Here is a 12,480-nt window from a genome sequence, read left to right as displayed (position 1 = left end):
TAACTCCATTAAGCCACTTGGAATGGGTTAATTGCTTTCCAATGCTGCTCGACATAGTCAATACATTCAGAACGCGTAGTTGGTCCTAATCGCACTTCCCAACCAGCAGGTAAGGTATGAAACTCAGGCCATAAGCTGAATTCACCTTTTATATTTTTAAGCACGAAGAAGGATAGGTTTTCGTTATCAAATGGATTGATATAATTTTCTTGTAAAGTACTCATCATGTTTTTCCTTTGAAAATTCAAGGTTTTTTTAAGAAATTAGGGTTTGCAGCGTGTCGACCAGATCATATTTCCAATTGATTGCGTCATGGCCACCTGCAAAGGTGTGAATCTGGGTAGGTCGTACTGAACTTAAGGTCGCGTAAAGTAATTGGCTGTCTTCACGCATATCTGTTTCATAAGCGCCAGTACGGATGAAGATTTGAGTCTCGTTGGGAATCGGTTGCAGATAGTGTTCGATCACCTCTAAAAAACGTTGTGTATGAACATTTAAAAAATCACTGTTTGAATAATCGGACCACCAGTACGAGCCTGATTGCAAAATCAGACCCTGAAAAGCGGTGGGATAAAGTAAAAGTGAATGCAGAGCGCATAAACCACCTAGACTTTGACCGCATAAAAATACGGGGATGGATGGAGATAAAGAGAAGTTTCGCTGAATATACGGAATCAGCTCTTCAACAATGGCCTGTGAAAACAGGTCACGACAGCCATAGTCGAGACAACGTTGTTCACTATTGATACTGTGTAGAAATACATAATTTGCCGCATCCATCTTGCCCTGATTGGTACGAGACTGGATGTCTTGTAAAATCGGTAGATGCTGACTCCAGACTTGTCCATCCAGAAGAATTACCAATGGGCTGTTTTCTGTCAGCGGCGCGGTCTGGTAGAAGTCAACTTGATAGGTTGTTGCCAGATGCTGGCTGTGCCATTCAATCGACTCATAAACGGGAGACACGTTTGCTTGCCGAGAATCTTGTTGCTGCCCCAAATGCAATTGATTGACCCAACGCGAGACTTGCGCTGGATAGGGTGGGTAAGGATTGAAGCGATCCACCTGAACATAATGCTGTAGCTGGTTGATCCACCATTTGCGACGAAGCTGTGCCTCTGGTGTTTCAGGCGCTCTATCAGGGGTCGTCACCAATACATAACTACCAGACCAATTTAGAGGCAGCGTTATTTCAAAAAAGGAAATATCCGTATTTTCAATCTGCTGGAATGCATTCCATTGTTGATAAATGGAAGGGCTTTGCGAATACACATCAATATAGGTCGATTCAGTTTCTGACTGACGACGCCATAAAAAAGTACAGTGCAACTGCTGGTTATCTTCAATAACAAGAGGGGTACCGATGTGTTCGACTGAATTCCACCAGATGTCAGAACCTAAGTTTTTTTGTTGGAATATTGGATGAATTGGAAAGTAATTTGGCTTCATCTTAAGTCCATATATCGACTAGAAAGCGGCCCAACAATAATGGAATGATTCTCATTTGTAAATGCAAATAATTATCATTATATCCAATAAAAAAACACACTAATTTCGCTTAATGATAAAAAACAACAATTTAAGAAATAAAATAGCTTTAAAAACAACCATTTTTTTCTTATTTGATAAAAAAGTGAAAATTGCCAGCTTGATTGTAATGATAATTATTTGCAATTATGTTCGGCGATCAAAAAATTGGTCGCAAATTTGGAGTATTCATATGAGCTCTACCGTCATTGTAACGGGAGCAGCCAGAGGCATTGGTGCAGCAATTTCATCTCGATTGTTGCAACAAGGTTTTACCGTCATTGGCCTTGACCAGCAAGCACAGCCCGAACACTGGGAAATAACCCAAAACCTAACACCCGAACTCGCTTCACGATGGAACGGTATTCAACTGGATATCACCGACGAAGCTGAGACAAAAAAAGTGATTGAAGAAATTCTGGTGCAGTACAACGTTGTTGGACTAGTGAATGCCGCAGGAATTTTAATCATGACCTCGTTGCTCGATGCAAAAAATGAGGACTGGCAACGCACATTCGCCGTGAATCTGCTCGCACCGATTGCGATCAGTCAACAAGTGGCCCAATATTTATGCGCCAAAAAACAGGGGAGTATTGTTACGGTCAGTTCAAATAGTGCCCGTATGCCACGTATACAATTGGGGATGTATGCCACGAGCAAGGCGGCTTTAAGTCATTATTGTCGTAATCTGGCATTAGAAACAGCACAACATCATGTCCGCGTGAATATTGTGTCACCCGGTTCTACCTTGACCCATATGCAAAAACAATTATGGACAACGGATCAGCCTCCTGCAGCAGTGGTCAATGGTGATCTGTCCCAATACCGGACGGGGATTCCACTTCAGAAACTTGCAGAACCTGAAGATATTGCCAATGTGGTGGTCTTTCTACTTTCAGATCAAGCTGCGCAAATTACCATGCAGGAAATTGTCGTTGACGGCGGCGCCACGCTAGGCGTGTAAAAACATAAATTCTTAACACTTTAAAACTTAAAAATAAGATGTCGTAAAAGGAGTATAGTCAATGTCTATACAACATCCCTATTTTATTCAAAAAGAAAACTATACCGAAAGTCGAGTGGCATTCGCCCATGAAATCTTACAATGTGATCGCGATGCGGGTTTCTACTTTACAACGCCAGACTATGTCCTGAAAAGCCAGCATAAATTGCAGGATATCGATATTGCGCCAGACAGTCATTTATCTGACTGGTTAAAACAGGCACGCTCTCAACTGAATCAGGTGATTCAACAAGGCCATCCACAGGCGAAGATTCTCGGCGGCATTCCATTTTCCAACGCGCAAGATGTCAATCTCATGCTGATGGATGAGGTGAAGTTTTATCAAAAGCTTCTTTACACCTCATCTCATCGAGAAATAACGGCAAGTACGATAGAACAGGCCCGCTTTATTCCTTCTGGTGAGCAATATCAAGCTCAAGTCGCTGAACTGGTGCATAAAATGCAGCAAGGTGAATTGAATAAAGCCGTACTTGCCAGAATTTTAGAATTAGAACTGTCTGATGAAATCGATATCTCCCAGCTCTTTTATCATTTAAGTCAAGACAATCCTGAAGGCTATAACTATGCAGTTGCCCGCGATGCGGCACATGAAGGCTGGTTTGTTGGTGCAAGTCCTGAACTTTTGGTCGCTAAACAGGGGACTCAGGTCTGGAGTAAACCTGTCGCTGGTACTTTGGCACGAGATACAGATCCGATTCAGGATCAGCACAATGCACAACAATTATTGGCTTCCGCAAAAGATCAGCATGAACATGCGGTTGTGATCGAAATGATCGCGGATCAATTAAGTCCTTTCTGTAAAAAACTACATATTCCAAAACAACCTTCACTCATTAGAACCCAACGTTTATGGCATCTAGCCAGCCGTATTGAAGGTGAATTAAAAAACAAAGACATTCACGTTTTCGATTTGGTTGAAAAACTGCATCCAACACCTGCGATCTGTGGGCAGCCAACAGCTGTAGCGAAAGGTTTGATTGAGCAACTGGAACCTTTTAATCGGGAACTTTTTGCTGGAACGATGGGTTGGGCAGATGCCCAAGGCAATGGCGAATGGTCTGTCACTGTTCGTTGTGCGCGCGTCCAGCACAATATCGCCCGCCTATTTGCAGGAGCAGGCATTGTCGCAGCATCTGATCCAAGTGCGGAGCATGCAGAAACTGCGGCCAAATTTAGAACTGTATTAGATGGTTTTGGGTTTTCATCAGAACACATCATGGGGAAGGTAAAATAATATGCAAAATTATCTAGAAGGCGCAGTGCCTTATCCTGAGGCATTTGCGACACGCTATCGCGAAAAGGGCTACTGGATCGGACAGAGTCTCAGTGATTTTTTACAGCAATCTGCACAACAGTTCCCTGAGAATATTGCCATCTTCGATGCAGATACAGCGCTTAATTACCAACAATTCAACCAGCTTGTCAGTTTTTGTGCCAATAACCTCTATCAACAGGGTTTACGTGCAGGCGATAAAGCTGTGGTACAAATGCCTAACTGTTACCAGTTCTATGTGGTGTTTTTTGCCCTGATTCGTTTAGGTGCGCTACCTATCATGTCCTTACCTGCACATAGACATGCTGAGCTGAATAGCTTTTTCCAGCAAACTCAGGCAAGCGCTTATTTCTGTGCTGACTTCGGGGCACAAAAGTTTGATTACCGTGAATTGGCACGTAAATGCCAGCAAGCCAATCCAGCGTTACAGCATATTTTTGTTTTAGGAGATGCAGCCGAGTTTTCTAATCTTGCAGCACTATTACACAAAACTGATCTTTTAGCTCAGGCAATACGCCCAAGCAGTGCAGATCAAGTGGCCTTTTTGCAACTCTCAGGCGGCAGTACAGGCATTCCTAAATTGATTCCCCGCACGCATGATGACTATTTATATAGTGTGCGAGAAAGTGCCAAGATCTGCCAGCTTGAGCAAAGCTCCCGTCTGTTAATGGTGTTACCCGCAGCTCATAACTTTTCTATGAGCTCAGCAGGTGCATTAGGTATTTTCTATGCGGGAGGTGCAGTCGTTCTTGGTAGCGATCCAAGCCCTGAAACCGCTTTTGCCTTGATACGTAAACATAGCGTAACGGATGCCTGTCTGGTGCCTGCTTTGGTTCGTCCGTGGATGGATAAAGCTGACAAAGATCAGGATGACATCTTGTCCACCTTACGCTGTTTGCAAGTTGGTGGTGCGCGCTTACCCGATACGGTTGCCAGCAGGTTGATTGATGATTTTCAGGTGAGATTGCAACAAGTGTTTGGTATGGCAGAAGGGTTGGTGAATTACACCCATTTTGATATGTCTCCCGAACAGATTATTCATACCCAAGGCCTAAAGATCTCAGCCGATGATGAAATTTTAGTGCTTGATGAGCATGATCAACCTGTTGCAGCAGGCGAAATTGGGCATTTGCTCACACGAGGCCCATATACCATTCGTGGTTATTACAAGGCGCCCGAACATAATGCACGTTCGTTTACCCCAGATGGTTTCTACCGCACAGGTGATCTGGTTCGTATTCGGGCTGACGGCTGTATCGTTGTGGAAGGCCGTTCAAAAGAACAAATTAATCGTGGCGGCGAAAAAATCGCAACTGAAGAAGTGGAACAAGCATTGGTCACTCATCCTCAAGTCCGTCTAGCTGCGCTGGTGGCGATGCCTGACGAGATGTTGGGCGAAAAAAGCTGTGCCTTTATTGCATGGCAAACACAGGACAACGATCCAAGCGCGATCCGCCGTGGTATGCAGCTACGTCAATATTTAAAAGACTATGGTTTAGCGACCTATAAGATCCCTGACCGAATCGACTTTATCGAGCAGTTTCCTTATACCGCCTTTGGCAAAATCGATAAAAAAGTGCTTCGTCAGCATCTCCAAACCGAAACCGTTTAATTTTTTCACCCCAAGTCATTTATAAAAGATGAGAAATAAGTAATGAGTATTCCTAAAATTGCCAGTTATGCCATGCCTCAAGCCCATGAGTTCACTGAAAATAAAACCCATTGGCAGTTAGATGCCAAACAGTCAGTTCTACTGGTTCATGATATGCAGCAATATTTCTTAGATTTCTATGACCAGCAACAAGCACCTATTCCTGAATTATTAAAAAATACACAGGCCTTGATTCAACAGGCGCGTCAACTCAATATTCCTGTGGTGTATACCGCACAACCTGGAGACCAGACTCCAGAGCATCGTCAGTTATTGACTGACTTTTGGGGGACAGGCTTAAAGGCAGATCCGCAAATTACCCGCATTCATCCTGATGTCGCCGCCACAGATGCAGATACGGTTTTAACCAAATGGCGTTATAGTGCCTTTAAATTTTCTGAATTTGAACAGTTGATGCAACAATGGGGACGAGATCAATTGGTGATTTGCGGTGTTTATGCGCATATCGGCTGTCTCATGAGTGCAGCAGAAGCCTTTATGCTCAATATCAAACCCTTTGTCTGTGGCGATGCAATGGCGGATTTTAGTCGTTCTGAGCATGATATGGCACTGAAATATATCAGTACTCGCTGTGGTCAGGTCATGACCACCAGTCAGGTACTGCGCTTATGGGATCTCAAGCACATGGCTACGGCTTTATCGAAGGAAGGCATTATTGCTGCGGTCAGTGAGCAGCTACAAATCCCTGTGCATGAAATCGAACTACATGACGACTTACTTATGCTCGGTTTAGACTCTGTCCGTCTAATGACGCTGGTTGGAAAATGGCAGGCACACGGCGCAAAAGTGAGTTTTGAGGATCTTGCCGAACAACCAACATTAGATGTATGGATTGAAAAACTCGTTGCTTAAGCTCAAATAAGTCAATAAAAAAATGGCAGATTAAAACTGCCATTTTTTTATTGTTCAAAATTTTTCAGTGAATTGATCATTGTGCTGGATTGAAATAGAAAAGAATGCTTCCTTTTCAATTCAGCATTTTTATATATCAAGATTCATCCTGCTTGATACGCATATTTCGGATACGGGATAAAATATCCAGATTTCGCCATTCCAGTTTAGGCAAACCGACCCAGCTGTTTACCATTACAAATAGGAAGGCGGTAAATAAAGGTATCAGGATCGTCCCAAAAATCACACTGCCTAATACACTAATGCCAATCTCATAACGACTGGCGGCACCAGCGCCTGTGGCAAAGACCAAGGGAATAATCCCCGCACCAAATGCTAGTGATGTCATGATAATGGGACGTAAGCGCAAAGCTAATGCTTCATACGCTGCGGTATATTTATCTCGTCCTTGTGCAAGTGCTGTCGATGCAAACTCAACAATCAGAATGGCATTTTTACAGGACAATCCAATCGCCGTGAGCAACGCAATCTGGAAATACACATCATTGGGCAATTCAAATAACCACGCAAAAACCACCGTCCCCGTAATCCCGAGCGGTAAACCCAATAAGATAATGAAGGGAATTTTCCAGCTTTCGTATAAGGCAGCCAGACACAGGAAAATAAACAGGATCGAAATCACATACAGATAAATTGCCTGATGACTGGATTGCTGTTCCTGTAAAGATAATCCGCTCCAAGCCAGATCTACACCTGATTGCTGGTTAATTAAGTCAGAGAGTTGATGCATGGCCTGACCTGAACTAAATCCATCACTGACATTGGCCTCCAGTTGGATCGCCGCCAGTCCTATAAAACGGTTTAATACCTCAGGCCCACCTGTCCAGTGTGTCTGGGCAAAGTGGGATAAGGGCAGCATTTCTCCAGATTGATTACGCACATGCCAGTAGCGTAAATCTTCAGGTTTAGAGCGGTATTCGGTATCGCCTTGCATAATGATGCGTTTAATCCGACCGCGTTCAACAAAATCATTAACATAACTGCCACCCCAAGCCGTAGAAAGGGTAGAACGGATTTCACTTTGTTCCAGACCTAACATTTTTGCCTTGTTTTGATCCAATTGCACATATACGGCGGCTTTGTTGTCGCTGACTAAAGGACTGAGCTGACTAAAAGCAGGATAATGGGCTGACTGACCTTCAATCTCTGCAAATTGTTGTTGTAAATATTCACGCCCTTTGCCAGTTAAATCACGCAACCATAATTCAATGGCATCCGATTGTCCTAAACCTGCGACACTGGCTGGCATACCCACCATCACACGTGCTGGGAGTAGATCTGACAGATCCTTTTGCATGCGTGCACGAATAGCAGGTGCAGTATTTTCATCACCTTGACGCTCATCCCAGTGCTTCAATGAAACAAAGGCCATCCCCAGATTTGGCCCTTGTCCAGAGAAATTCTGTCCATTGACCACTAGAACGGTTTTAATATTTTTGCCTTCTTGTTTGAGCAGATAATCATTAACCTGTTTACCCACGGCTTGGGTTTGGCCTAAAGAGGCACTATCTTGCAAGGCAAATTGCACTGCCAGTAGGCCCTGATCTTCATTCGGAATAAAACTGGTCGGTAAAGCCCGATAGATCAAAGCCAGTAGCACAATCAGCGTAGCAACACCCAGATAAGCAAAGTACTTGAATTCGAGTAAGTATTGAGTTGACTGAATAAAGAAATTTTTGATTCGGTGCACGCCACGCTCTAAATATTGCCCCCAGACAGGTTTAGGTTGTTGCTTTTTGAGTAATACAGCACAGAGCGCTGGCGTAATCATCATGGCGGCAATTAACGACAAGAGCATTGCTGCCACGAGCGTGATTGAAAACTGACGGTAAATCATGCCCGTTGAGCCGCTAAAAAAGGCCATTGGAATAAATACCGCCGTAAGAACAAGCGTAATCCCGATTAAGGCACCACTAATTTCCTGCATGGATGCTAAACAGGCTTCTCTTACATCGAGCTGTTTTTCATGGATAAGACGCTCAACATTCTCGACCACGACAATGGTATCGTCCACCAACAAGCCGATCGCAAGTACCAAAGCAAACAGGGTTAGGGTATTAATACTCATCCCTGCCAGATACAGAATGATAAATGTGCCACAAATGACAATTGGTACGGTAATCGTCGGAATCAGGGTCGCACGCCAGTTCTGTAGAAATAGATACATTACCAATACCACCAGAATCACTGCTTCCAGTAAAGTAAAGATGACCTGCTTGATCGATTCCTGAATAAAAGGTGTATTGTCACGAGGATAAACGATCTTATAACCCGCAGGTAAATGATGGCTTAACTGCGCAATTTTATCCTTGATCAATTTTGAAGTCTGAATGGCATTGGCATCAGGACTTAAAAAAATCCCTAAACCCGCGGAAGGGAAGCCATTTAAGGTATTAATACTTTCATAATTTTCTGCGCCCAGTTCAACACGGGCAACATCTTTAAGATAGACCAGACTGCCATCAATATTGGCCTTGACCACAACCGACTTAAAATCATCAATGGTTTTCAAACGCGAGCCAGCGGTCACTTTGGCATAGATATTCTGATCCGCCGCGGCAGGCATGGAACCAATTGAACCCGCGGCAATTTGAGTATTGTAATCCTCTAAAGCCTTCTCGATATCACTTGGCATTAACTTATAGTTTTTAAGCTGATTCGGATTGAGCCAGATCCGCATGGCATAGGCCGATCCAAAGATATCAACTTCTCCCACGCCCTGAATCTGGGCCAGCGGCTGTTCAAAGTGATTCACCAGATAATCGGACAAGTCGATGTTATTGGCTTTACCCGTTTCATCATAAACCCCTACGATCAGTAGCATATCACCTGTGGTTTTCCAGATATTTACACCTTGACGCTGTACCTGTTCGGGGAGGCGACTGAGGGCACTATTCATCTGGTTTTGTACTTGAAGTTGAGCCTTATCAATATCCGTACCAATTTTAAAATGGATATCAATCGTACTGCGGCCTGAAGATTCGCTATTAGAGGTGTAATAGAGCAGGTGATCAATGCCTTTAATCTGCTGTTCCAGAATCTGTGTGACACTGTCCTCGACCGTTTCAGCCGATGCTCCCCGATAAACCGTCGCAACGGTCACACTGGGCGGGGCAAGATTGGGATACCGTTCAACAGGTAAAGCCAGAATCGAAAAGAAGCCTAAAATCAAAATGATAATGGCAATGACTGATGCAAAAATCGGATGAAAAATAAAGAAACGGGATAGCATTATTTTATCTACTTATGCATAAAGTTTAAGGAATAGGGGAATACAACAATATTCAAATTGCCGATTATAACTAAATTTTACATAAACAAGAATGATTATCAATTTCAAATAAAAATAATTTCAACTATTGAATGATTATCAATAAATAGCTATGATTCGCAAACTTTACAAATGATAACAATTAACAAATGAAAATTGTTATTAATACTGAGGATGCAATAAAAATGGTCTTGACTAAGAAGAAATTAGTGATTGCAATTGCAGCATTTACGCCGTTTGCAGTATTTGCAAATGAAGATCAACAAACCCAGAAAGCGGGGACGACCTTACCTACGATCGTCGTCACTGCCAGTCTGGCAGAAGAAAGCCCAGATACGGCACCTGCTTCTATCACTGTTGTCAGCAAAGAGCAGATCGAACAATCAGCAGCAAATAGTCTGGCTGAAGTCGTGGGTAAAACCGTCGGGGTGCAAAATTATAATGGCGGTGGTCGTGAAAAGTTGACCATTCGTGGGGTGCGTGAATCAAACGGGGTATATACCTTGATTCTAGTGAATGGCAAACGTATTTCTTCTACAGGTGCCTTATGGCGTGATGCCGATCTGGATATTAGCTCGATTCCATTGTCCAGTATTGAACGGGTAGAAGTCATTCGAGGCCCGATGTCGGCGCTATATGGTTCAGATGCGATTGGCGGTGTAATTAACATTATTACCAAAAAGCCAACAGATGAATGGCAGGGCGCAATTAATGCGGAATATCATATAGTTGATCGCGGTACAGGAAAACAGCAATATCGTCTGGGTGCCTCTGCATCTGGTGCATTGACCGATAAATTAGGTCTTTCGATATCGGCTGAGCAATATGACCGTGATGCGTGGTTCTCACAGGGCAAACAAGCCACGCCAGCGTATTATATCGAAGGCAAGAAAACCCAAAATTTACGTTCAACCCTTAGTTATGAACTCAATGATCAGCAAAATATTGATCTTGATTTAGGATATAACAAAGATGAACGTCCTTATGGTCAGACGGATTATCAATATTATCCAGCTTGGGACTATTTAAGTGAAGGTTTTGCCAGTCAGGAAATTGAACGTTATTCAGTTGGCCTAACACATCGCGGTGACTGGAGTTGGGGGAAAACTACCGTTTCAGCGCAACAGGAAAATAGTGAAATTAAAGACTATGATTCAGATTTTGATGAACCTAAACATCGTACTTTAAAAGAAAATAATACCAATTTACGTGCTTATAGCAATTTCGATGTCAGTATTCACGGCGTTGTTGCTGGTGTTGAATACAATAATCAGGAAGTCAAAGACGGTGTAACTTATCAAAATTCAGGTAAGGCTTCAGTTAGCACAACTTCGGTCTTTGTACAGGATGACATTCATATCACAGATCCGCTGACTTTATCCTTGTCTGGTCGTTATGATGATCATGAAGTGTTTGGTCACCATTTCAGTCCAAAAGCTTATCTGGTTTATCAATTACCGCATGATATTGTGGTGAAGGGCGGTTATGGACAAGCCTTTAAAGCGCCGTCTCTCGCACAAATGACTAAAGATTATGGCATAGTCAGTTGTGGAGGAGGGTGTACCTTATGGGGGAATCCAAACCTTGAGCCTGAAACCAGTGATAACTATGAAATTAGTGCTTCAATCCGTAAATCGACGTGGAACGGGAGTGTGACCTTATTCCAGAATGAAATTAAGGATATGATTAGCCGTGATATTACCTATACCATAGATCCAAACGGTGAATCCAAGCCGACTGGCGCTGCTTGGGTAAATTTAGGGCGAGTTAAAATCAAAGGGGTAGAGCTTGCAGCACAGGCTGATTTATTACCTATGCTTTCTGTCGATGCCAATGCGACTTATCTTGATGCTAAAAACAGTGAAACACATAAACGCCTGGATGAACGTCCACGTCTGCAAGCCAATACCAATCTTAATTTAAAACCGCTTGAATGGTTAACTCTAACGGCGGGTGCAAGTTATATCGGTGATCAGGTCATTAATCAGAAAAAACTACCTGATTATACCTTGGTCAATATTGGTCTCTCTGCCAAAGTAGATCCAGCAGTGACTGTACGTGCAGGTATTCGCAACCTGACCGATGTTGATCTTGAAAAAAAGGGCAAAGATGCGGGAATTACATTTAATGAAAAAGAGCTGGGCCGTAATTATTACGTCGGTTTGACCTATACCTTCTAATTTTGAATATTGACCTCAACAAGATGCCTTGAGAAATCGTTTTCAAGGCATTGTTTACTTCGATTTTTCGACTTTTATTTACACCAAGTTATTTATTTTTATAAAAAATAGAGTTGTTATTATTTTAATTTACAGGTTTTTTATGTACTCAAAGTTATTAATAAATAAAGGCTTAACGCCAACTGTTGCCAGAGTTTCCGTTTTAGAAGTACTTGCTCAACACAACGGTCTTACCGCAGATGATATCTATATGATTGCCAATAAACAAAGCGGCCTTAAAATAGGCACCATTTACAGAGTCCTGTCCGATCTGGAAAAACATCATCTTATTCAAAGAATTCTGTTTGGTCGAAACAAAAGTGTATATAAGCTACTTAAGCAAAGAATCAATTGTAATGTGAGAGAAACCATCAACGGAAATATGCATGCTTATAACAATCCTGAAATCACCACATTACTCGAAGAAATCATGGATAAACTTGGGGATGAGTTTTCAACGGCAGAACTGATTTTGTACAAATAAAGCTTTTAGATCACAAGTTAAATTCAATTTATCGGCTAAATGTGAAAAAGTCTTAGATAGATGGAAAATATGCTTGTCCAATCTAAAGAAATTGTGAA

Annotated in this window: 9 protein-coding genes and 1 pseudogene; 7 read left to right on the top strand and 3 right to left on the bottom strand. The window is 42.6% G+C overall.

Annotation, left to right across the window (positions count from 1 at the left end; translation table 11 throughout):
* Positions 1 to 8 precede the first annotated feature (8 nt).
* Together PJ15_RS02275 and fes are read right to left on the bottom strand one after the other, a co-directional pair.
* Positions 9 to 224 carry an MbtH family protein gene (locus tag PJ15_RS02275; protein ID WP_047427506.1) on the bottom strand — a complete coding sequence of 72 codons (216 nt, stop codon included), beginning with the start codon at positions 222 to 224 and terminating at the stop codon, positions 9 to 11.
* A 31-nt stretch (positions 225 to 255) separates the two neighbouring features.
* Positions 256 to 1,449, bottom strand: coding sequence for an enterochelin esterase (fes, locus tag PJ15_RS02270; RefSeq protein ID WP_047427504.1), 1,194 nt, complete (start codon positions 1,447 to 1,449; stop codon positions 256 to 258).
* Between the two features lie 271 nt (positions 1,450 to 1,720).
* Here fes and PJ15_RS02265 point away from each other — a divergent pair, with 271 nt between their 5' ends.
* The 5 genes and pseudogenes from PJ15_RS02265 (at position 1,721) to PJ15_RS18770 (ending at position 6,348) form a co-directional block, all read left to right on the top strand.
* Positions 1,721 to 2,491, top strand: coding sequence for an SDR family oxidoreductase (locus tag PJ15_RS02265; RefSeq protein ID WP_047427501.1), 771 nt, complete (start codon positions 1,721 to 1,723; stop codon positions 2,489 to 2,491).
* Positions 2,492 to 2,552: 61 nt separating this feature from the next.
* Positions 2,553 to 3,785 carry an isochorismate synthase MenF gene (locus tag PJ15_RS02260; protein WP_047427498.1) on the top strand — a complete coding sequence of 411 codons (1,233 nt, stop codon included), beginning with the start codon at positions 2,553 to 2,555 and terminating at the stop codon, positions 3,783 to 3,785.
* 1 nt (position 3,786) lies between these two features.
* The gene (locus PJ15_RS02255; RefSeq protein WP_047427496.1) at positions 3,787 to 5,436 is read left to right on the top strand and encodes a (2,3-dihydroxybenzoyl)adenylate synthase; all 1,650 of its coding nucleotides are present in this window, start codon (positions 3,787 to 3,789) and stop codon (positions 5,434 to 5,436) included.
* Between the two features lie 42 nt (positions 5,437 to 5,478).
* Positions 5,479 to 6,108 (top strand): annotated as a pseudogene (locus PJ15_RS02250) (isochorismatase family protein); the annotation flags it as partial.
* Positions 6,109 to 6,120: 12 nt separating this feature from the next.
* Positions 6,121 to 6,348, top strand: coding sequence for a phosphopantetheine-binding protein (locus tag PJ15_RS18770; protein ID WP_227504686.1), 228 nt, complete (start codon positions 6,121 to 6,123; stop codon positions 6,346 to 6,348).
* Positions 6,349 to 6,484: 136 nt separating this feature from the next.
* Here PJ15_RS18770 and PJ15_RS02245 read toward each other — a convergent pair whose 3' ends face one another.
* Positions 6,485 to 9,640 (bottom strand): multidrug efflux RND transporter permease subunit, encoded by a 3,156-nt coding sequence (locus tag PJ15_RS02245; protein ID WP_047427493.1) that lies wholly within the window; start codon positions 9,638 to 9,640, stop codon positions 6,485 to 6,487.
* Between the two features lie 224 nt (positions 9,641 to 9,864).
* On the opposite strand from PJ15_RS02245, the gene PJ15_RS02240 reads away from it, so the two are divergent.
* A complete protein-coding gene (locus PJ15_RS02240) occupies positions 9,865 to 11,859 on the top strand; it encodes a TonB-dependent receptor plug domain-containing protein (protein WP_047429123.1) in 1,995 nt (664 codons plus the stop codon).
* 142 nt (positions 11,860 to 12,001) lie between these two features.
* Positions 12,002 to 12,382, top strand: a complete 381-nt coding sequence (locus PJ15_RS02235) for a Fur family transcriptional regulator (protein ID WP_047427491.1) — start codon at positions 12,002 to 12,004, stop codon at positions 12,380 to 12,382.
* Positions 12,383 to 12,480 lie beyond the last annotated feature (98 nt).

Source organism: Acinetobacter sp. neg1, assembly GCF_000788125.1.
Classification (GTDB): Bacteria; Pseudomonadota; Gammaproteobacteria; order Pseudomonadales; family Moraxellaceae; genus Acinetobacter; species Acinetobacter vivianii.
The sequence above is the reverse complement of the archived record's forward strand: the minus strand, read 5'-3'. Positions and strand labels throughout refer to the sequence as shown.

Coding starts and splice junctions, on each gene's coding strand:
- PJ15_RS18770 (WP_227504686.1), top strand. CDS start 6,121: ATGGCTACGGCTTTATCGAAGGAAGGCATTATTGCTGCGGTCAGTGAG.
- PJ15_RS02255 (WP_047427496.1), top strand. CDS start 3,787: ATGCAAAATTATCTAGAAGGCGCAGTGCCTTATCCTGAGGCATTTGCG.
- fes (WP_047427504.1), bottom strand. CDS start 1,449: ATGAAGCCAAATTACTTTCCAATTCATCCAATATTCCAACAAAAAAAC.
- PJ15_RS02260 (WP_047427498.1), top strand. CDS start 2,553: ATGTCTATACAACATCCCTATTTTATTCAAAAAGAAAACTATACCGAA.
- PJ15_RS02240 (WP_047429123.1), top strand. CDS start 9,865: ATGGTCTTGACTAAGAAGAAATTAGTGATTGCAATTGCAGCATTTACG.
- PJ15_RS02235 (WP_047427491.1), top strand. CDS start 12,002: ATGTACTCAAAGTTATTAATAAATAAAGGCTTAACGCCAACTGTTGCC.
- PJ15_RS02245 (WP_047427493.1), bottom strand. CDS start 9,640: ATGCTATCCCGTTTCTTTATTTTTCATCCGATTTTTGCATCAGTCATT.
- PJ15_RS02275 (WP_047427506.1), bottom strand. CDS start 224: ATGAGTACTTTACAAGAAAATTATATCAATCCATTTGATAACGAAAAC.
- PJ15_RS02265 (WP_047427501.1), top strand. CDS start 1,721: ATGAGCTCTACCGTCATTGTAACGGGAGCAGCCAGAGGCATTGGTGCA.